Raw genomic sequence first — 20,922 nt, 5'->3', positions numbered from 1 at the left:
ATGTGCGGTGGCCAGCGTGCGGGCCCTGACAGATCTGATGCTGGGCCGGCGGCCGGGGGCAGCGTGAACCGCAGGAAGGACCCGGAGATCGCGCGATCCTGACGCTGTCAATCGTCCGGGGACGAGTCGGGGACGAGTGCAGACGACCGGTTGCGGGTCAGACCTACCCTGCCTTCGGCGTCGACGCAGGTCAGAGGCACATCCGCACATGGAGCCGCCTCGGGGAATCGAACCCCGGACCTACGCATTACGAGTGCGTCGCTCTGGCCTACTGAGCTAAGGCGGCGGTGGGCCGGTACGTCGAGACGCCCGTGACCCGGACTCCGAAGGGTACCGGACCTCGGCGCCACGGCCGTCGCCGCGAGGACGTACGGCCCGCGCCACGAGGACGTGGGCCCCTCAGTGGCAGACCAGGCCCTTCGCCGGCAGCGTCCCGGACACGAGGTAGTCCTCGACCGCCCGGTTGATGCAGGAGCTGCCCCGGTTGTAGGCCGTGTGCCCGTCCCCGTCGTAGGTCAGCAGGTGGCCGGAGTCGAGCTGGCTGGCCAGCCCCTGGGCCCAGGCGTACGGCGTCGCCGGGTCGCGCGTCGTGCCGATCACCAGGATCGGGGCTGCCCCGGGCGCGTGGATCGCCTTGATCGGCTGATGAGGCACCGGCCACCCGGCGCACGCGATGTCCGCCCACGCGAGCGCCGGGCCGAACACCGGCGACGCCTGGGTGAACTGCGGCAGGACCCGCTGCACGTCGGAGATCGAGGAGTCGCTGCCCTTGTCGGCACAGTTGATCGCGACGTTTGCCTCGATGAGGTTGGGATAGGAGCCGTCCGCGCGTCGCTCGGTGTAGAAGTCGGCGAGGCGCAGCAGCGTCGACCCGTTACCGGCGAACGCCTCCTGCAGCCCCGCCCGCAGCAGCGGGTCGAGGTACTCGGGGGCGTACAGCGCCTCCGAGATGCCCAGCACCGCGAGCCCCTCCGTGAGCGGGCGACCGGCCTGGCCGCTCGGGATGGGCTTGGCGTCGAGGGAGGACAGCAGCTGGGTGATGCGCTGCTCGCCCGCCTGCTGCCCCGGGGGCAGCGGGCAGTCGGAGCGCTTGTCACAGTTGGCGATGAAGGAGTCCAGCGCCACCTGGAAGCCCTTGGCCTGGCCCAGGATCAGCTCCTCGTTGGACAGCGTCGGGTCGAGGGCGCCGTCGAGGACCATCCGGCCGACGCGCTTGGGGAACAGCCCCGCGTACGTCGCCCCGAGGTAGGTCCCGTAGGAGGACCCGAGGTAGTACAGCTGCGGGTCGCCGAGGGCGGCGCGCAGCACGTCCATGTCGCGGGCGGCGTCGACGGTGGCGACGTACGGCAGCAGCTTGCCGCTGCGCCGTTCGCACCCCGCCGCGAAGGCCTCCTGGTCCTTGAGGTAGGCCTGCTGCTCCGCTGCGGTGTCCGGGGTCGGGTCGGCGGCGAAATAGGCGTCGAGCTGGCTGGAGCTCAGGCAGCGGACCGGTGCGCTGCCGCCGACGCCGCGAGGGTCGAAGCCCACGATGTCGAAGGCCTCGCGCAGCGGCGAGGTGAACTGCGACTGCGCGGCTCGCGCGAAGTCGACGCCGGACGCGCCCGGCCCGCCCGGGTTGACCAGCAGCGAGCCGATGCGGTGGCCGGAGGCCTTCAGCCGGATGACGGCCAGCTGGATGTCGCCGGCGGCGGGGTCGGCGTAGTTGAGGGGGACGGTGAGCTTGGTGCAGTCGAACCCGCCGCCGCAGTCGCTCCACGTCAGGTGCTGGGAGTAGTACCGGGCCAGGTCGGGGCTCGGGGCGACGGTCGCGCTCGCGCTGCCGGCGGCCGGGCTGGCCGGGATGGGGGTCGGCGACGCCCCGCTGGAGGTGCACGCAGCGACGGCCAGCGCCGCCAGGGCGAGCACGCCGGCGGCGAGGGTACGTCGACGCGGTGCAGCGGCGCCTCGCACACGGACTCCTCGGTCTCGGGGGCGGCGCGGACCCGGCGTACGGCGTCCGGCCAGTGCCCATCGTCTCAGCCGAGCCTGAAGATCAGATGAGGGCGGCGAGCTCGCGCTGGTAGATGGCGGTGTCCAGCCACCTGCCCTGCTTGAGGCCCACGCGCCGCAGCAGGCCGACCCGGGCGAAGCCCAGCCGCTCGTGCAGCTGCATCGACGCCGGGTCGCCGGTGTCGGCGATCACCGCCAGCAACTGGTGGATCCCGGCGCGCGCCGCCTCCTCGAGGAGGCGGGTGAGCAGCCGGGTGCCGAGACCACGTCCGGTGTCGCCCGGCGCCAGGTAGATGGACTCCTCGGCGGTGTGCAGGTACGCCGCCGGCGGGCGCCACGGCGCGCAGCGGGCGAAGCCGCGTACCCGCTCCACGTCGGCGGCGACCAGGAACGGCCAGCCCCGACCGCGGGCCTCGTCGAGCTTGGTCGTCCACGCCGTCACCTCGGGAACGACCTCCTCGAACGTCGCGCAGCTCGTGCGCACGTAGTGCCCGAAGATCGCCGCGACCTGGGCGAGGTCGGCCGGCTCCGCGGGACGCAGCTCGACGCTCATCGCGGGAGGTCAGCCGGCGCGCAGGGCCAGCGTCATCGCCTCGACGGCGAGCAGGGGGGCCACGTTGCCGTCGATCGCGGTCCGGGCGGCGAGGACGGCGTCGATCCGGCGCAGCGTCGCCTCCGGGGTGGAGACGTGCGCGATCCGTTCGATCTCCGGGGCGGCGTCGGCGTTCACGAGGTCGACGTCGGTTCCGAGCTGGACGGCGAGCACGTCGCGATAGAAGGAGACCAGGTCGATGAACGCGCGGTCGAGGGAGTCGCGGACCGTCCTCGTCCGTCGCCGCTTCTGGTCCTCGGCCAGGCCCTTGAACGCCCCGACCGCCCCGCGGCTGCGCCCCTTGGCGTCGCGCGGGTCACCGACGACGAACTCCAGGTCCGCGCGCTCCTGCTCCTCGCGCCCGGCGTGCGCCACCTCGGCGTCGGCCTGGGCGACCTCCACCAGGTTCGCCGCGGCGACGATGCAGCCGCCGACGCTGTCCACCTGCAACGGCACACGCAGCACGTCCGCTCGGCGCAGCCGCGACGCCTCGTCCCGAGCGAGCCCACGGGCGCGCCCGACATGGCCCAGGCTCGCCCGCGCGCAGAACGCGGCCATCGAGGGGTCCACGCCCTCGGACTCCAGCAGCGTCGCGATCGCGCGCACGCTCGGCGCGGCGAGGGCGATCGGGCGGCACCGGGAGCGCACGGTGGGCAGGACGTCCTCCGACGTGGGGGCGCAGAGGAGCCAGACCGTGCGCGGTGGCGGCTCCTCGAGGGTCTTGAGCAGCGCGTTCGCCGCCTCGTCGGTGAGCCGGTCCGCCTGCTCGAGCAGCAGCACGGTCCAGCGCCCGTTCGCCGGCCGCTCCTGGGCGACGTGCACGAGCCGGCGTACGTCACCGACCCCCAGCGACAGCGTCTCGGACTCGACCACCCGCACGTCGCCGTGGGCCCGCTCGAGGACGGTGCGGCAGGCGTGGCAGGTGCCGCAGCCGGGTACGTCGGCCTCGCACTCCAACGCCGCCGCGAAGGCCAGCGCCGCGTTGCTGCGCCCCGACCCCGGCGGCCCGGTCAGCAGCCAGGCATGGGTCATCGCCGGCGAGGGGCGACCGGCGAGGGCCTCACGGGCGTCGTGGGCGGCCGCCTGGAGTCGCTCCACCGCGCGCTGCTGCCCGACCAGGACGTCCCACACGCTCACCCTCCGGACCCTAGGCCGTCGGGCCGACACCCACACCTCCCGGTGCCGCACCAGCCCCCAAGGCCGCGGCCTCCAAGCCGCGAGTGTGACGTTGGTGCCGCTCAGGACCCCTGGACCGGTGCAAGGACGTCACGGTCGGCGGGTCACGGTCGGAGCATCACGGTCGGCGGGACGGGGTGAGCGTGGCCAGGACGGCCGCCGCGACGTCGGCGAAGACCTCGTCGGGATCGCGCGAGGCGTCGATGACCGCATAGCGGGCAGGCGCCGCGGCCGCGAGGTCGAGGAAGCCCTGCCGGACGCGGCGGTGGAAGTCCAGCGGCTCGGCCTCGAGGCGGTCCGGGTCGCCCGCACGGGCCAGCCCGACCTCCGGGTCGAGATCCAGCACGACGGTCAGGTCGGGGACCAGGCCCTCGGTGGCCCACTCCGACAGCCGGGCCACGTCGGCGATCGCCAGGGTCCGCCCGGCGCCCTGGTAGGCGAGCGAGGAGTCGACGTATCGGTCGGTGATGACGACGGCGCCGCCAGCCAGCGCGGGGCGGATCACGGCGGCGACATGCTCGGCGCGGTCGGCGGCGTACAGCAGCGCCTCCGCACGCGGGCTCAGACCGTCCGACGCCCGGTCGAGGAGAAGTTCCCGGATCCGGCGGCCCGCGGGCGTACCGCCCGGCTCGCGCGTGGTGCGGACGTCGAGGCCGCGGGCGGCGAGCGCGTCGGCGAGCCGGCGTACCTGCGTGGACTTGCCCGCGCCCTCGCCACCCTCGAACGCGATGAACACGTCCGGACCCTAGTCGACGCCTCAGCCGCAGGCAGCGGTCTTCGTCGCCGACGCCCTGCCCGCGCCTGCGCCGGCCACGCCCGCGACCCTACCGACGTGGCCCGCGTCCCCCTCCCACCGTCGAGTTGTTAGGCGTTCATCGGTCGATCGAGCGGCCAACGCCTAACAACCCCTGTGGCGCCGGGCTCTCACGCGGCCTCGGCGAACGGGATGCGCAGTGCGGCGGCGATACGGCGCGCGACCCCGGCCGGATCGAGGCGGGCCGCGATACCCGCGACCCGGATGGCGAGCGCATCCTCGCTGATCGCGAGATCGGACTGGCGGTCGAGGTCGTCCCACATCCGAAGGACCGACAGGTGGACCGCACCGTCGATCTCCAGGTGGACGATCCTGCCGTCGGCGCGCCGCCACCACGCGTCGAGGTAGCGGCGCTTGCCCCTCGAGTCCACGCGTACGGCCTGCCGGTACGGAAGCGGCAGTCCGAAGCGACGGCACAACTTGGCGACGTCGATCTCCGTCATGGCCTGAGAGCCGCCCGCCACGTCGACGAGGGTGGCGGCAAGGAGGCGACGACGACGTACCTGCCCGGCCCGGCCCAGCTCCGCGTAGACGAGCTCGGGTGTCGTGAGTCGCTGCTGGATGGCCCCCACGACCACGGCGCAGCCGCCTCGAGCGGTCGCGGCCCACGCGCCGGCGTCGATGACAGCTCTGGCCACCGAGACCCGTGCGGGTCCTCCTGACCGCACGATGTCCGACGGCGTGAACCTTCGCGAGACGTGCAGCTTGATCCAGGGCAGCATCCGCCGCGTGTGGTGGTAGCCGATCGGCACGACGACGTGGACGCTTTGGCGTTCGAACCCCTCGAGACCGGCCGCCTCGGCGGCGGTCCACGCCGCCAAGGCCGACCCCGGTCCCACGTGGATCAGCGCGATCCACCACCGCGCCTCCCTCGTCAGGGGTCCCCGGTGCACAACAACGGCACGGCCGACGATGCGCCACCGACGAGCGCGGACCGCCCAGGCGACCGCGTCTGCGCTGACCCCGAGCTCGCGCAGCTGATGTCGGCTCAACACACCTGCCTGCTCGGCTGCAGTGGCGTCGATGAGGTCGTGGGGCAGCGGCGGCATGCCACATCGTTGCCCGCCAATCAGGGGCAGCGACCACGGTCCACAGCCCAACCTCACCGCTCAGACGGCTTGTTAGGCGTTGGGAGGTCGATAGACCGACGAACGCCTAACAGGTTGGTCAGGAGGAGCGGGAAGCGGAGGTCTTCGTCGCGGAGGTCTTCGTCGCTGCTGCCTTCTTGGCCGCGGTCTTCTTGGCCGCGGTCTTCTTGGCCGCCGTCTTCTTCGCGGCCGCTGACTTCTTCGCCGGGCCGCGAGAACGCTTCTCGGCGATCAGCTCGGCGGCGCGCTCGAGGGTCACCGTCTCGGCGGAGTCGCCGCTGCGCAACGTCGCGTTGGTCTGGCCATCGGTGACGTACGGGCCGAAGCGGCCGTCGCGCACGACGACCGGGCCGCCGCTCACCGGGTCGACGCCCAGCTCCCGCAGCGGTGACGCCGACGCACCGCGGCCGCGACCACGCGTCTTGGGCTGGGCGTACAGCGCCAGCGCCTCCTCCAGGGTCACCGTGAACAGCTGGTCCTCGTTCTCCAGCGACCTCGAGTCCGACCCCCGGCGCAGGTAGGGCCCGTACCGCCCGTTCTGCGCGGTGATCTCCTCGCCCGTCCCGGGGTCGACGCCGACGACCCGAGGCAGCGACAGCAGACGCAGCGCATCCTCGAGGGTCACCGAGTCCAGCGACATCTCCTTGAACAGCGAGGCGGTACGCGGCTTCACCCCACGACGCGACCCCTCCGGCAGCGCCTCGGTCACGTACGGGCCGAAGCGACCCGCGCGGGCGACGATCTCGGCGCCCGTCTCGGGGTTCACGCCTAGCACCCGGTCCCCCGACGGTGCCGCGAGCAGCTCCTCGGCCCGCTGCACCGTGAGCTCGTCCGGGGCGAGGTCCTCGGGCACGGACGCGCGCTCCTCACCACGCTCGATGTAGGGCCCGTAGCGCCCGACGCGAAGGGTGATGCCTTCCCCGATCGGCACGGTGTTGACGTCTCGCGCGTCGATGTCGCCGAGGTTCTCCACCAGCGCCCGCAGGCCGCCCAGCTCGTCACCGTCGGAGCCGAAGTAGAACCCGGTCAGCCACCCCACCCGGTCCTCCTCGCCGCCCGCGATTCGGTCGAGGTCCTCCTCCATCTGCGCGGTGAAGTCGTAGTCGACGAGCTCCCCGAAGTGCTGCTCGAGCAGCCGAGTCACGGCGAAGGCGAGCCAGGACGGGACGAGGGCGGAGCCCTTCTTGAAGACGTACCCGCGATCCAGGATCACCCCGAGGATCGACGCGTACGTCGATGGACGGCCGATCCCGCGTTCCTCGAGCGCCTTGACCAGCGTGGCCTCGGTGTAGCGGGCCGGCGGCTGGGTCTCGTGCCCGCTCGCCTCCAGCGAGGTCGCGGTCAGCGACATCCCGACACGCAGCGGCGGCAGCCGGCGCTCGTCCTCCTCGCCGGCGGGCTCGTCGCGGCCCTCCTCGTAGGCCGCGAGGAAGCCCCGGTGCGTGATGACCGTCCCGGAGGCGCCGAACTCGGCGTCGCGGCCGCCGCGCGCGAGCGCGCCGAGCCGCACGGAGACGGTCTGCCCGCGGGCGTCAGCCATCTGAGAGGCCACGGTCCGCTTCCAGATCAGGTCATAGAGGGCCAGCTCGTCGGGGGCCAGCTCGCCCGCGACCTCACCCGGCGTGCGGAAGTGGTCCCCAGACGGGCGGATCGCCTCGTGCGCCTCCTGGGCGTTCTTGACCTTGCGCGTGTACTGACGCGGTGCGTCCGCGACGTTCTCGGCGCCGAAGATCTGCGTGGCCGCGGCCCGCGCCGCCGAGATCGCCGCCGTCGACAACGTGGTCGAGTCGGTGCGCATGTAGGTGATGTAGCCGTTCTCGTACAGCCGCTGCGCGACGCGCATCGCCACCGAGGAGCTCATCCGCAGCTTGCGCGAGGCCTCCTGCTGCAACGTGGAGGTCATGAAGGGCGCGGCCGGCGAGCGGCGGTAGGGCTTCTCCTCGACGGTGCGGACCTCGTACGTCGCCCCGTCCAGGCCGTCCGCCAGCGAGCGCGCCGACGCCTCGTCGAGGGCGACGGCGGCAGCCGAGGTGAGCGTGCCGCGAGCGTCGAAGTCGCGCCCGCTGGCCACGCGAGCGCCGTCGACGGCCACCAGTCGCGCGTCGAAGGAGCCCGGCTCGAAGACGCCCTCGAGGTCCCAGTAACCCGCCCGCACGAAGGCCATCCGCTCGCGCTCACGCTCCACCACCATGCGCGTCGCGACGGACTGGACGCGGCCCGCGGACAGGCCGGCGCGGACCTTGCGCCACAGGACGGGGCTGACCTCGTAGCCGTACAGGCGGTCCAGGATCCGCCGGGTCTCCTGCGCGTCCACGAGGCGCTGGTCGAGGTCGCGGGTGTGGTCCACCGCCTCGCGGATCGCCTCCCGCGTGATCTCATGGAAGACCATGCGGCGCACCGGGACCTTGGGTTCGAGGACCTGCAGGAGGTGCCAGGCGATGGCCTCGCCCTCCCGGTCCTCGTCGGTCGCGAGGTAGAGCTCGTCGGCGCCCTTGAGCAGCCGGCGCAGGTCGGCGACCTTCTTGCGCTTGTCCGGGTCGACGACGTAGTACGGCTCGAAGCCGTGGTCGACGTCGACCGCGAACTTGGCGAAGCGGCCCTTCTTCTCCTGCGCGGGCAGCTCGCTCGGGGTCGGCAGGTCGCGGATGTGACCGATGCTCGCCTCGACGTCGTAGTCGGGACCGAGGTAGCCCGCGATCGTCTTCGCCTTGGCGGGCGACTCGACGATGACGAGCCGCCGAGGCTGCTCGCCTGCGGGCACGTTCTCTCCTCCTGCTCGGTCGTTGCGCGTCGTCCGGCGGTCCGGTCACCCCATCCTGACTGGCTCCAGGAAGCCGTCGGACACCAGCCCCCTGACGGTGGGGGCGGCGGACTCCAGGAGCTCCCCCGGGGCGAGACCGTACGCCACCGCGACCGAGGTCAGCACGTCGTGCATGGTCGTGGCCCCGTCGCACGCGGCCAGGATGGCCGCGCAGACGTCGTCGACGTCGGCCGATCGGCACACGCCCGTGGCCTGGTGCAGGCGGGTACGGATCTCGCGCCAGGCCCCGCCGGCCGGTACGGCAAGCCGCTCGAGGGTGACCCCGTCAGGGACGGCGTACGCCGTCGCGTGCAGCCGCGCGTCGCCGTCGAGGCCGTCGGCGTGCACGGTGATGTCCAGGTCGCGCAGCCAGGCCTGCCGCGCGAAGAACCCCATGACGTGCGCGGCCACCGGCTGCTCCACCGGCTGGCGCAGGTCCTCGAGCACGCGCAGGTCACCGGGCCGGCCGTCGCCGGCGTGCAGGGTCACCCAGCCGAACCCGACGGCGTGGGCGTCGAGGGCCTCGAAGGCGTCCAGCCAGTCGGCGTAGAGCTCGGCGTAGTCCTCCGTGAGGTGCTCGCCGGCGTCGCGTAGCCACAGCGCGGCGTACGACGCGGGGTCGGCCACCTCTCGCTGGACCACCCAGGCGTCCACCCCGTCCGGGATCCAGCCCGCGACGCGGTCCCGCCAGTCCTGCCCGCGCACGTGCAGCCAGTTCGCGAGCAGCTGGCACCAGCCGCCGCCCTCGAGGTGCCAGCCCGCGGAGCGGACGATCAGCCGGCAGACGTCGTCACCGGGCAGGCCGGCGTCGCGGTAGGCCACCCGTCCCGTCGGCCCGACCACGAACGGCGGGTTGGACACCACGAGGTCGAAGCGCTCGCCGGCCACCGGCTCGAAGAGGTTGCCCAGGCGCAGCTCGTAGGTCACGTCGGACAACCCCGCCGTCAGGGCCGCCAGGCGCAGGGCTCGCGGGTTCGTGTCGGTCGCGACGACGTGGTCGGCGTGGGTGGTCAAGTGCAGCGCCTGGACGCCCGACCCGGTGCCCAGGTCGAGGGCACGCTCGACCTGGGGACGCACGGTCAGCTGCGCCAGCGTCGTCGAGGCCCCGCCGACGCCGAGCACGTGGTCGGGGGTGATGGGGCGGCGGTGCCCGCCCACCCCGATGCCGAGGTCGGACACGACGTACCAGTCGTGGCCCTCGTCGCCATACGGGCGGACGTCGACCACCGCGCGGGTGCGCTCGCCATCGCTGCGGAGCAGGCCCAGCTCCGCGGCGTCGTCCACGGGCAGCGCCGCGGCCGCCGCCTCGTCCGGCACCGGGGTCTGGAGGACGAAGAGCCGGGTCAGGGTCTCCAGCGGCGAGCCGCCGGTCGTCGCCCGCAGCCCCGGGACGACCTCGCCGTTGGCGAGGGCGCCGTACGCGGCCGGGCCGAGCAGGTCGGTCACGCCGTCCACGGTGTAGCCCGCGGCCAGCAAGGCCGCGCGCAACCGCGCGCAGACCGAGACGTCGGGTCCGCCCAAGGCGTCAGACGGTGGCATCCACCGTGTCGCCGACCGCGATCGGGCGGCGCTTGGAGACCCAGACCGCGCCGACGACGACGACAGCGGCGACCAGGGCGATGAGGACGCGCAGCACGGTGCTCGCATCGGCGCCGTAGAAGAGTCTGACCACGGCGGGGGCGACCAGGAGGGCGACGAGGTTCATCACCTTGATCAGCGGGTTGATGGCCGGGCCTGCGGTGTCCTTGAACGGGTCGCCGACCGTGTCGCCGATGACGGTGGCTGAGTGGGCATCCGAGCCCTTGCCGCCGTAGTGGCCGTCCTCCACGAACTTCTTGGCATTGTCCCAGGCCCCGCCGGAGTTGGCGAGGAAGACGGCCATGAGCATGCCGGTTGCGATCGCGCCTGCCAAGTACGCCGCCAGCGCGCCGAAGCCCAGCGAGAAGCCCAGCGCGATCGGGGTGAGGACGGCCAGGAGACCCGGGGTCGCGAGCTCGCGCAGGGAGTCCTTGGTGACGATGTCCACCACGCGGCCGTACTGCGGCAGCTCCGTGCCGTCCATGATCCCCGGATGGTCGCGGAACTGGCGGCGCACCTCGAAGATGACCGCCCCCGCTGCCCTGGACACCGCGTTGATCGCGAGCCCGGAGAACATGAACACGACCGCTGAACCGATCAGCAGCCCCACGAGCGTGTTGGGCTGCGTGATGTCGAACGACGCGTTGAGCTTGTCGAACCCGGTGAGGGCCCCGGCGTCGACCTTCGCCTTCACCAGGGCGGTGGCCACCGTGTCGGTGAACGACCCGAACAGGGCGGTCGCGGCGAGCACCGCCGTGGCGATGGCGATGCCCTTGGTGATCGCCTTGGTGGTGTTGCCGACCGCGTCGAGCTGGGTGAGGACCTTGGCCCCCTCGCCGTGCACGTCGCCCGACATCTCGGCGATGCCCTGGGCGTTGTCGGAGACCGGCCCGAAGGTGTCCATCGAGACGATGACGCCGACAGTGGTCAGCAGACCGGTCCCGGCCAGGGCCACCGCGAACAGCGAGACGATGATCGAGCCGCCGCCGAGCAGGAACGCGCCGTAGACGGCGGCGCCGATGAGCAGGGCCGAGTAGACCGCCGACTCGAGGCCGAGCGAGATGCCGGAGAGGATGACCGTGGCTGGACCGGTGAGCGAGGTCTTCGCCACGTCGTCGACCGGGCGGCGGTGGGTCTCGGTGAAGTAGCCGGTGAGCTGCTGGATGATCGCCGCGAGCACGATCCCGATCAGGACGGCCCCGATGGCGAAGGTCCGCGGGTCCTTGTTGACCAGGCCGCTGGTGCCACCGTCGAGAGCGTGGAAGGTGCTGGGCAGGTACAGGAACGCCGCGATCGCGACGAGGACGGCCGACACGACGGCAGAGATGAAGAAGCCGCGGTTGATCGCGGCCATGCCGCTCTTGTCGCCGGGCCGCGGGGTCACCGCGAGAATGCCGATCACGGCCGTGATGACGCCGATGGCGGGGACGATGAGCGGGAAGACCAGACCCTGGGTGCCGAAGGCCCCCTTGCCGAGGATGAGCGCGGCGACCAGCGTGACGGCGTAGGACTCGAACAGGTCGGCCGCCATGCCGGCGCAGTCCCCGACGTTGTCGCCGACGTTGTCGGCGATGGTCGCGGCGTTGCGCGGGTCGTCCTCCGGGATGCCCTGCTCCACCTTGCCGACCAGGTCCGCGCCGACGTCGGCAGCCTTGGTGAAGATGCCGCCGCCGACCCGCATGAACATGGCGAGCATCGCGGCCCCGAAGCCGAAGCCCTCGAGCACGTTGGCGGCGTTCTCCCGGTAGATCAGCACGACGGAGGCGGCGCCGAACAGGCCGAGGCCGACGGTGAACATGCCCGCGACGCCGCCGGTCCGGAAGGCGATCCGCATGGCCCGCTGAGCCCCGCTGGTGTTCGCGGCGGCAGCCACCCGGACGTTGCCGCGTACGGCGAGCCACATGCCCATGTAGCCGGTGGTGGCCGAGAAGACAGCCCCCACGAGGAAGAACGCGGAGCGGCCGAACCGCTGCTGCATGTCGTCCGCCGGCAGGGCGAAGAGCAGGAAGAACACGACGACCGCGAAGATGGCGAGCGTCCGGAACTGGCGGTTCAGGTACGCCGCTGCGCCCTCCTGCACCGCCCGGGCGATGGACTGCATCGAGGGCGTGCCCTCGTCGGCCGCGAGCACCTCGCGGGCGAAGACGTACGCGACACCGAGGGCGGCCAACGCCACCAGGGCCACCACGACCACGAGCGCGAGGTTGCGCCCGGTGATGGTGATCAGACCGCTGGTTGCAGCGGCGAGGTCGGCCGGAGCCATTCATCCTCCTTGTGAGCGCCAGGGTGCCCCACGCCCGGGACCAGGGACGTGTCGACCAGGGGCCGACGGGTCCAAGGGTGCAGCACCGACGCGCGGTAGCGAGCGTCACACCGTCGGAGCGGACGTCCGCGCGTCACGGCGCCGTCGGCGGGGCGGAGTCTAAGGGCTGGAACGCTTCCCACCCAAGCGAGGGTGATCGGTGTCACGCCGAAGGGCCCCGGCGGCGGCCACCTGAGGCGGCCGACTCGTTCCCTCGCCGGGGCCCGGGCGGCACCCCGGCCACGCCGGCGCCGGGGCGGGCGAGCGGCCACACCATCCGCACCCGCCGCTCGTCCTCGCCCCGCTCGACGACCACGTCGTGGACCAGCCCGGTGAGGACGGCGAGCCCCAGTCCGGGCTCCGGCTCGGGGGCCTCGGCGGGCCCGCGGTCCGCCACCTGCACCGACAGGGCGCCCGGGCCGTCCTCGAAGACGACGACCACGGGGCTGTCCAGACCAGCGGCCTGGTGAATGGCGACCGCGCGGGCGCAGGCCTCCCCCACCGCGAGGCGTACCTCGTCCAGCGCGTCCTCGGACAGCCCGGCACGGCGCGCGAGCGAGGCCGCGACCAGCCGGGCGGTCCGCACGTGCGCGGTGAGCGGCGAGAACCGCAACTCGACCGTGGGCACGGCGCTCAGCTCGACGCGGCGACGGCCTGCTCGACCGTGGCGTGGATCGGGAAGACCTTGGTCAGCCCGGTGATGCGGAAGATCTTGAGGATTCGCTCCTCGTCGCAGACGAGGGCCAGCGAGCCGTCGTGCGCGCGCACGCGCTTGAGCCCGCCGACGAGGACGCCGAGGCCGGTCGAGTCGAGGAACTCCACCCCGCTCATGTCGACCACCAGGTCGTACTGGCCCTCGTCCACCAAGGAGATGATCTGCTCGCGCAGCTTGGGCGCCGTGTAGACGTCGATCTCCCCCGCCACGGCCACCACCGTCTTGTCGCCCACCGTGCGCGTCGCCAGGGTCAGTTCCACACCCCGCTCCTCCCGTTGTCGGGCCCACGGCCCGCGTCGATTCAACCACCCTCCACGAGAACCCCTCGCCGTCGGCCGTGACGGCGTGGGGGCGTCAGGCCCCGGTGCGAGACTGGGCCCACCGTGACCGCGCACGCAGACATCGCCGTCCCCAGCCAGGCGTCGCCGGCGCCCGAGGCGTTGCTGGCGCGCCTGGAGCGGGGCCGCGCCGAGCGGGTGGTCCACGTACATCGCCTGCCCCCGCGGCCGGCCGTGCTCGCCGACTGGCCGGACTGGTCAGACCCCGACGTAGTGGCCGGGTTCGCCCAGGTCGGGGTCGCCCGGCCCTGGGCGCACCAGCTCGAGGCCGCCGAGCACGCCTGGGCGGGACGAGACGTCGTGGTGAGCACCGGTACGGCCTCCGGCAAGTCGCTCGCGTTCCTGCTCCCGGCGCTGTCCGCCGCACGGGGCGCTCCCGGACGGGGGGCGACCACTCTCTACCTCGCCCCGACCAAGGCCCTGGCGGCCGACCAGCGAAGGGCCCTCGGAAGCCTGGCGATCCCCTGGCTACGGGCGGCGACCTACGACGGCGACACGCCCGACGCCGAGCGCGACTGGGTACGGGCGCATGCGTCGTACGTGCTCAGCAACCCCGACATGCTCCACCGCTCGATCCTGCCCGGCCACCGACGGTGGGCGGCCTTCTGGCGTTCGCTGCGCTTCGTGGTGGTCGACGAGTGCCACGTCTACCGCGGGGTCTTCGGCTCGCAGGTCGCGGCCGTGCTGCGCCGGCTGCGCCGGGTCGCCCGCCGCTACGGCGCCGACCCGGTGTTCCTCCTCGCCTCCGCGACCGTCGCCGAGCCTGCCGCCTTCGCGGCCGCGCTGACCGGTCGGCCGGCCGTCGCCGTCACCGCCGACGCCTCGCCGCGCGGCGAGCGGCTGGTCGCGCTGTGGGAACCCCCGCTCGTGGACCTGCCCGGGGAGCACGGCGCCCCGGTCCGGCGCTCGGCGCTGGCCGAGACCGCGGACCTGCTCACTGACCTGGTGCTCGAGGGGGCCAGCTCGCTGGCCTTCGTGCGCTCCCGACGGGGAGTGGAGACGGTCGCGAACCTGACCCGCGCGCACCTGTCGGAGGTGGACCCCTCTCTGGGGGAGCGCGTCGCCGCCTACCGCGGCGGTTTCCTGCCGGAGGAGCGGCGCGCGCTCGAGGCCGACCTGGTGTCCGGCCGGCTCAGGGCACTGGCCACGACCACGGCCCTGGAGCTCGGGATCGACGTGAGCGGGCTCGACGCGGTGGTGCTCACCGGCTGGCCCGGCACGTTCATGTCGATGTGGCAGCAGGTCGGCCGCGCGGGGCGCTCGGCGCGGGGAGCCCTCGCCGTCCTCGTGGCGCGCGACGACCCGCTCGACACCTATCTGGTGCACCACCCGGAGGCGGTCTTCGGGGGCCCGGTGGAGGCCGCGGTCCTCGACCCGGACAACCCCTATGTCCTCGCCCCGCACCTGCTCGCCGCGGCCGCGGAGTCTCCGCTCGTCGAGGAGGAGGTGGCCGACTTCGGTGCCGGTGCCCGCTCGCTGCTGGACGACCTGACCGACCGGGGCATGCTCCGCAGGCGTCCGACCGGCTGGTTCTGGACCCGCCCTGAGCGCGCGTGCGACCTCACCGACCTGCGCGGCACCGGCGGCTCGCCGGTCCAGGTCGTCGAGCAGGACACCGGCCGGCTGCTGGGCACCGTCGACCCCGAGGCGGCCGACCGCACGGTCCATGAGGGCGCCGTGTACGTCCACCAGGGCCAGACCTTCCTCGTGCAGGCACTGGACCTCGCGGATGGGGCGGCATTGGTGCGCCCGGCACGTCCCGAGTACTCGACGACGGCGCGCGTACGGACCGAGGTCCGCATCATCGGCGAGGCGGCCGCCCAGGACTGGGGACCCACCCGCCTCGTCCTCGGAGACGTCGAGGTGAGCAGCCAGGTCGTCTCGTTCCTGCGCAAGCGGCTGGTCACGGGGGAGGTGCTCGGCGAGCAGGCCCTCGACCTGCCGGTCCGCACCCTGCGGACCAAGGCGGTGTGGTGGACGCTGGCCCCCGAGCAGGTCGCCGAGAGCGGCGTGGGTCCCGCCGCCCTCCCGGGCGCGCTGCACGCCGCCGAGCACGCGGCCATCGGCCTGCTCCCCCTCGTCGCCACCTGTGACCGCTTCGACGTCGGAGGGGTGTCCACCGTCCTTCACCCCGACACCGGACTGCCCAGCGTGTTCGTCCACGACGGGCACCGAGGTGGTGCGGGGTTCGCCGAGCGGGGCTGGGCCGCTGCTCCCGAGTGGCTGGCGGCGACCCGCCGGGCGATCGCGACCTGCGAGTGCGCCGACGGTTGCCCGTCGTGCGTCCAGTCCCCCAGGTGCGGCAACGGCAACGACCCCCTCGACAAGCCTGGGGCCATCGCCGTGCTCGACGTCCTCCTCAGCTCGCGGCCGGGCTGAGCGGCGGGCCGGCCCTCGCCCGGGCGCGCGCCTGCCCGAGATCGTGCAGCGCCCCGCCGAGACCGACGCCGGCAACCACGCGCACCTGCCACCCGTCGATGCGGCAAGCGAGCAGCCGCGCGCCCTGCGCCCGGGCCACCGTCGCGGCGGCCGCGCACGCGTGGCCGTCCAGGACGTGGGCGGCACCGGCCAGGGCGGCCAAATCGGCGGCAGCCTCGGCGCGCTCGCGGCACAGGGCGACCTGGGCGAGGACCAGGACCAGCAGGCCGGCACACCCGAGCACGGCGGCCAGCGCGAGCACGACCACCGTCGCCGAGCCATCCTCACCGAAGCGGCGGCCCGTCACCGTGGCTGCTCGGTGTCAGCGACGGCGTGCCCGGACACGGAGAACCCGGGCAGCGCCAGCCCGGGAAGCGGCCGAGCGATCGCGCGGACGTCGACCCGGACCAGCGCGCCCAGGCGGGTGAGAGCCACGGTCGCGCCGGGCGGGGCCTGCCGGGCCGCGGTCGCCGCCACGAGGGCCGGCGAGTCCCCCCGGGCCGCCGCCCTGGCGCCGGCGCGGGCCGCGTCCTGGCAGGCGAGCAGCTCGGCAGCCGCCCGTACCCCGCTCAGACAGGCGAAGAGGACGACGAAGAGCAACGGCAGCACGACGGCCGTCTCGGCGGCGACGGACCCTCGGTCGGAGCGCCGGTGTGGCCCTGCGGGCGGACGCCTGGTCCGCCCGCAGGGGTGCACCGGGCCAGTGCGGGTCGCCGGTCGGGCGAGACGGCTCAGAGCAGCCAGCTCAGCCCCTTGGTGATGACCTTGACGATGAGGTTGACGACGGTGTCGCTCTTGAGGATCTCGTAGAGGATCCCCGCGAACCCGCACGCGGCGACGGTGGTCACCGCGTACTCCGCGGTCACCGCGCCGTCGTCACGCAGTCGGGCCCATCGGGCGCCCAACGCGGCCCAGTGGTGGGAGCGGGGGGTGGACATGCTGGCCTCCTCGGCGCCGGCAGCCGGCCGGGGCGGGCCCCGCGTCGGGCGAGGCCGTCTCAGGCTGCCCGCCCGCGCTGCGTCGACCCCGGCTCCGCGGAGATCTGTGGGTGGCCCCGGGGGCTGTGGATCGAGCAGCAGAGCTCCGGCCCGAGTGGATGGAGCAGCGGTGGATCGAGCACCAACGCCCCCTCGGCGCTCAGGAGAGCAGGGTCCGGCCGACACCGATGACGGTCGGAACCACAGCGAGCAGCAGGAAGCCCGGCAGGAAGCAGGCACCCAGGGGGGCGAGCGCGTGGACGCCGGCGGCACGCACGGCCGCGGAGGCGGCGGTCTCGGCCTCCCGGCGCAGGTCCTCGGCGAAGCGATCGATGGTCGCGGACACCGAGGTCCCGTGCTCGGCGGCTCTCGTGAACGCCCGGCCGACCGGCGCCAGGGCCGGATCGGCGCCGGCCCAGGCGGTGGCTGGCGGGGCACCCAGGGCCAGGGCCGCGGTCACGGCCCGCAGGTGCCCGGCCAGCGGGTCGCCGACGGCCTCCGCCGTGGCGCGCAGCGCCGCCTCCAACGGGAGCCCGGCATGGACGGCTGCGGCGAGGAGGTCGGCGGCCCACGGCAGCTCGGCGGTCAGGGCCCGCCGTCGGGTGCGGGCGGCCGAGCTCTCCAGCCGGCCCAGCCAGCGCGCGAGCGCGACCGCCGCGGCGGCGCCCAGGCCCAGCCCCACCGGACCCCCGACGACCATCGCGACCAGCGCCCCGCCGACCACGGTCGCAGCCCCGCTGAGCAGGCTGCGACCGCCCGCACGGGACCGGTGGGGAGTGCGGCGACGGACCGGCGCGCGCCCCGAGGCGCGCGGCTCGCGCAGCACCCAGACGGCCGCCCCGGTCAGCAGTCCCCCGAGGACGCCGGTCACCACCGCAGGGCCGCCTCCGCGATCCGGTCGGTCCAGGCCAGGCCGAGCAGCTCCAGTGAGACGCCCAGCCCCAGCGCCACCTGGCCGTACGTCGTCTCGACCAGCACCTCGACGGGGCGCGCCCCCAGCCCGGCGCCGATGAGCAGCCCGACCACCGGGAGGCCGGCCACGAGACGGGCCGATGCGCGGGCCCCGGCCAGCTCGGCCGCGACCTCCCGCCGGTGCTGGGCCTGCCGGCGCAGCGATGCGCCGACCCGGTCGAGCGCCGCCACCAGAGGCGCCCCGGCGGTGTCGGCGAGGTGCCAGGCCGCGGCGACCCGGCGCAGGTCGCCGCACCCGTCCACCAGGGAGACCCGGCGCAGCTGCTCCGGCACGCTGCCGCCGAGGCGTGCCGCCTCAGCCGCGGGGCGCAGCAGGGCGGCCAGCCGGGCCTGGGTGGCGTCCGCGGGGGCGGGGCCCTCGACGAGGTCACGCAGCGCGTCCGCCGGAAGGCGTCCCGCGGCCAGCGCCGCTCCTAGGGACGAGACGGCCTCCACGAGCGCCGCGCCGAGCTGCTCGCGCTCCTGGCGTCGGCGCCGGCGCTGGATCCGGCGACCCGCCACCACGGCGCTCACGCCAGCCATGGCCACGGTGAGCCCGGACGTGCGTCCCAGGAGCTCGTACGCCGCCGCGCCGAGCACCAGGACCGCACCCACCGGCCACAGCCGTCGGGTCGCGCGCGGGTCGGAGGGGCGCAGCCCGACAGCCCGGCGACGGCCGGCGGCCGACGTGGCAGTCGTCGCCCACAGGGCCGCCCCTGCCAGCAGACCGGCCACGAGGCGCGCCACGAACGGGTGGCTCACCCCGGCTGTGGCGCGAAGCGCCCGAGCCGGCGCACGAGCGCCGGAGCGGCCTCGGCGAGAGCGACCTCGGGGTGCAGCCGGACGGCCGGCACCACCGAAACGTGATCGGCACCCTCGCGTCGCAGGACCCCGACCGTGTCGACCACCCGCCGCCCGCCCGGACCGCGCCCGAGGTGGACCACGGCGTCGAGCCCGGCGGCCACCTGGGCGTGCAGGGCCTCCCTGGACATGCCGCCGAGCGCGGACAGCGCCTCCAGCCGGGCCACCACGTCGACGGCGGTGTTGGCGTGCAGCGTGCCGCAGGCTCCCTCGTGCCCGGTGTTGAAGGCCGCCAGCAGGTCACACACCTCCGAGCCCCGGACCTCGCCCACCACGACGCGGTCGGGACGCATCCGCAGCGCCTGCCGCAGCAGGTCACGGAGCCCGACTCCGCCGGCCCCCTCGACGTTCGGCGGGCGCGTCTCGAGGCACACCACGTGGGGATGGTCTGGTGCCAGCTCGGCGGTGTCCTCGACGACGACGAGGCGGTGCGCGGGGTCCACCAGGCCCAGGAGCGCGGCGAGGACGGTCGTCTTGCCGGAGCCGGTCCCCCCGCTCACGAGGAAGGACAGCCGCGCCGACACGAGCGCCTGGAGCCAGCCGGCGCCGGCCGCGGTCACCGTGCCGGCGGAGACCAGCTGCGGGAGGGTGAAGGCCCGGCGCGCCGCGACGCGCAGGGACAGGGCGGTGCCGGAGCGGGCGACCGGCGGGAGGACGGCGTGGAAGCGCACCCCGTCGGGGAGCGGGGCGTCGCACCACGGGATCGCGTCGTCCAGGCGCCGGCCGGCCAGCGCGGCCAGACGTTGGGCGAGGTGCCGCACGGCGGCCTCGTCGCGGAAGCGCACCGCGACGCGCTCGAGCCCGTCGCCCCGGTCGACCCACACCGAGTCCGGGCCGTTGACGAGGACGTCGGTGACCCGCGGGTCGCGCAGGAAGGGGTCCAGCGGGCCGGCGCCGACCATCTCGCTGCGCAGGGACTCGACGACCTCCAATAGGGCGCGGTCGCCGAGGATGCGGCCCTCGGCGCGCAGGGCGGCCGCCACCCGGGCTGGTGTCGGGCGCTCCTCCTCGGCGGCGAGCCTGGCCCGGACGCGGGCGAGCAGCGCCGGCTCGGCGGGCGCCGACGGGTCGGGGCGCACGGCTCACGCGGCCCGGGAGGACGGACCGGGGACCAGGCTGTCCAGCAGGTGCCCGCAAAGGCGGGCGAGCGGACCGCGGGCGCCCCTCCCGGGAGGCTCGCCGCGCTCCAGCGCGGCGGCCAGCCCGGGCTCGGCCCGCATGTACCCGGCCAGCGGGAGGCCGAGGGAGTCGGCCACCACCTCGGCGGGCAGACCGCCGGGGGCCGGGCCACGGACGACGACCTCGACCCGGCTCGCGATCGAGGCGGCCACCTGTGCGACCCGGGCCGCCGCGGCGGCCGCGCGTACCTCGGCCGGCACGACCAGCCACACGACGTCCGCCCGGGCCAGCGCCTCCTCGGCGATCGGCCCGAGCCAGCGGGCCAGGTCGACCACGACCAGGTCGTGGGCGCGGACACCGGCCGCGAGCACCGAGGAGAGCGCGTCGGGATCGAGGTCGAGCGGGGAGAACCGGTCCCAGGAGAGCACCGTCAGACCGTCGAACGCCGGCAGCGCCGCGGCGAGGGACTCACCCGCGATCCGTCCCCGGGCGCCGGCCAGCTCGGGCCAGCGCAGCCCCGGGGTCTCCTCGGCGCCGAGCACGAGGTCCAGGCCGCCGCCGAGGGGGTCCGCGTCGACGAGCAGGGTGCCCAGCCCGCGCCGGCTCGCGGCCACGCCGAGGGCCACCGTGAGGGTCGAGGAGCCCGCGCCGCCGCGCCCGCCGAGGACGACGGCCAGCCGGCCCTGAGCGCCCGCTCCGGCGACCGCCTCGGCCAGCCGCTCGACCAGCCACTCGTCCGCGTCGGGCGGGAAGACCACATGCTCGGCCCCCACGGCGACCGCGCGCTGCCAGATCGTCGCGTCGTCCAGGTCGGCTCCCACGACGACGACCTCCCCGCGGCGCGGTGGCGGCCGCAGCGCGAGGGCCGGCAGGGCGTCGTGCCCGACGAGGACGAGCGCGGCCGCCGGCCAGGCGCGACGGGCGGCCGAGAGCTCACCCACGACGTCCACCGCCACGTCGGCCGCCGCGGCCAGCCGCAGCACGTCGTCGACGACGCCCTCGTCGGCGGACACGAGAAGGACGCGGGCAGGTGCGGTGGCCTCGCTCACGGGGGACTCCAGGGTGCGCTGGTCGGTCGGACCCGGCCAGCCTGGCGGCGCCGCGGGCGCTCGACGTGGACGAGCGCGCAGGTTGGGGACGAGGTTCAGCACGCCCTGTCTGTGGACGGCACGCGCCCCGAACCCGGCCCTGCACCCGGACGGAA

General features: G+C 74.5%; 18 protein-coding genes and 1 tRNA gene. 1 reads left to right on the top strand and 18 read right to left on the bottom strand.

Going from position 1 to position 20,922, the window contains the following annotated elements; genetic code table 11:
* Positions 1–209 precede the first annotated feature (209 nt).
* The 11 genes from VMI11_02865 to VMI11_02815 all read right to left on the bottom strand — a co-directional run bounded on the left by VMI11_02865 (position 210) and on the right by VMI11_02815 (position 13,314).
* A tRNA-Thr gene (locus tag VMI11_02865) sits at positions 210–286 on the bottom strand.
* Positions 287–399: 113 nt separating this feature from the next.
* Positions 400–1,950, bottom strand: coding sequence for an alpha/beta hydrolase (locus VMI11_02860; GenBank protein ID HTY71346.1), 1,551 nt, complete (start codon positions 1,948–1,950; stop codon positions 400–402).
* Positions 1,951–2,032: 82 nt separating this feature from the next.
* Entirely contained in the window at positions 2,033–2,542 is a 510-nt protein-coding gene (locus VMI11_02855) for a GNAT family N-acetyltransferase (GenBank protein HTY71345.1), read from the bottom strand.
* A gap of 9 nt (positions 2,543–2,551) precedes the next feature.
* Positions 2,552–3,718, bottom strand: a complete 1,167-nt coding sequence (locus VMI11_02850) for a DNA polymerase III subunit delta' (protein ID HTY71344.1) — start codon at positions 3,716–3,718, stop codon at positions 2,552–2,554.
* 157 nt (positions 3,719–3,875) lie between these two features.
* Positions 3,876–4,493, bottom strand: a complete 618-nt coding sequence (tmk, locus tag VMI11_02845; protein HTY71343.1) for a dTMP kinase — start codon at positions 4,491–4,493, stop codon at positions 3,876–3,878.
* 188 nt (positions 4,494–4,681) lie between these two features.
* Entirely contained in the window at positions 4,682–5,620 is a 939-nt protein-coding gene (locus VMI11_02840; GenBank protein HTY71342.1) for a hypothetical protein, read from the bottom strand.
* A gap of 118 nt (positions 5,621–5,738) precedes the next feature.
* Positions 5,739–8,420, bottom strand: coding sequence for a type I DNA topoisomerase (gene topA, locus VMI11_02835; GenBank protein HTY71341.1), 2,682 nt, complete (start codon positions 8,418–8,420; stop codon positions 5,739–5,741).
* A gap of 45 nt (positions 8,421–8,465) precedes the next feature.
* A complete protein-coding gene (locus VMI11_02830) occupies positions 8,466–9,980 on the bottom strand; it encodes a methyltransferase (GenBank protein ID HTY71340.1) in 1,515 nt (504 codons plus the stop codon).
* Between the two features lie 4 nt (positions 9,981–9,984).
* A complete protein-coding gene (locus tag VMI11_02825; protein HTY71339.1) occupies positions 9,985–12,300 on the bottom strand; it encodes a sodium-translocating pyrophosphatase in 2,316 nt (771 codons plus the stop codon).
* Positions 12,301–12,502: 202 nt separating this feature from the next.
* The gene (locus VMI11_02820) at positions 12,503–12,967 is read right to left on the bottom strand and encodes an ATP-binding protein (protein HTY71338.1); all 465 of its coding nucleotides are present in this window, start codon (positions 12,965–12,967) and stop codon (positions 12,503–12,505) included.
* Positions 12,968–12,972: 5 nt separating this feature from the next.
* Positions 12,973–13,314 (bottom strand): STAS domain-containing protein, encoded by a 342-nt coding sequence (locus VMI11_02815; GenBank protein ID HTY71337.1) that lies wholly within the window; start codon positions 13,312–13,314, stop codon positions 12,973–12,975.
* 123 nt (positions 13,315–13,437) lie between these two features.
* Here VMI11_02815 and VMI11_02810 point away from each other — a divergent pair, with 123 nt between their 5' ends.
* Positions 13,438–15,771, top strand: a complete 2,334-nt coding sequence (locus tag VMI11_02810) for a DEAD/DEAH box helicase (GenBank protein HTY71336.1) — start codon at positions 13,438–13,440, stop codon at positions 15,769–15,771.
* On the opposite strand, the gene VMI11_02805 is transcribed toward VMI11_02810, so the two are convergent.
* The 7 genes from VMI11_02805 to ssd form a co-directional block, all read right to left on the bottom strand.
* The gene (locus VMI11_02805) at positions 15,752–16,117 is read right to left on the bottom strand and encodes an Rv3654c family TadE-like protein (GenBank protein ID HTY71335.1); all 366 of its coding nucleotides are present in this window, start codon (positions 16,115–16,117) and stop codon (positions 15,752–15,754) included. The genes VMI11_02810 and VMI11_02805 overlap by 20 nt on opposite strands.
* Positions 16,114–16,506: a TadE family type IV pilus minor pilin gene (locus VMI11_02800; GenBank protein HTY71334.1), complete on the bottom strand. Its 393-nt coding sequence runs from the start codon at positions 16,504–16,506 to the stop codon at positions 16,114–16,116. Before VMI11_02800 ends, VMI11_02805 begins: the two co-directional genes overlap by 4 nt.
* A 35-nt stretch (positions 16,507–16,541) precedes the next feature.
* Positions 16,542–16,748, bottom strand: a complete 207-nt coding sequence (locus VMI11_02795) for a DUF4244 domain-containing protein (GenBank protein ID HTY71333.1) — start codon at positions 16,746–16,748, stop codon at positions 16,542–16,544.
* Positions 16,749–16,947: 199 nt separating this feature from the next.
* Positions 16,948–17,661: a type II secretion system F family protein gene (locus VMI11_02790; GenBank protein ID HTY71332.1), complete on the bottom strand. Its 714-nt coding sequence runs from the start codon at positions 17,659–17,661 to the stop codon at positions 16,948–16,950.
* Positions 17,655–18,500, bottom strand: coding sequence for a type II secretion system F family protein (locus VMI11_02785; GenBank protein ID HTY71331.1), 846 nt, complete (start codon positions 18,498–18,500; stop codon positions 17,655–17,657). The genes VMI11_02790 and VMI11_02785 overlap by 7 nt, the downstream gene beginning before the upstream one ends.
* Complete coding sequence (locus VMI11_02780; GenBank protein HTY71330.1) at positions 18,497–19,642, bottom strand: TadA family conjugal transfer-associated ATPase; 1,146 nt, start codon at positions 19,640–19,642, stop codon at positions 18,497–18,499. The genes VMI11_02785 and VMI11_02780 overlap by 4 nt, the downstream gene beginning before the upstream one ends.
* Before the next feature lie 39 nt (positions 19,643–19,681).
* A complete protein-coding gene (gene ssd / locus VMI11_02775; GenBank protein HTY71329.1) occupies positions 19,682–20,767 on the bottom strand; it encodes a septum site-determining protein Ssd in 1,086 nt (361 codons plus the stop codon).
* Positions 20,768–20,922 lie beyond the last annotated feature (155 nt).

This window comes from Actinomycetes bacterium (assembly GCA_035506535.1).
In the GTDB taxonomy this organism is placed as follows: domain Bacteria; phylum Actinomycetota; class Actinomycetes; order DATJPE01; family DATJPE01; genus DATJPE01.
This window is presented reverse-complemented; position numbering and strand designations above follow the sequence as displayed.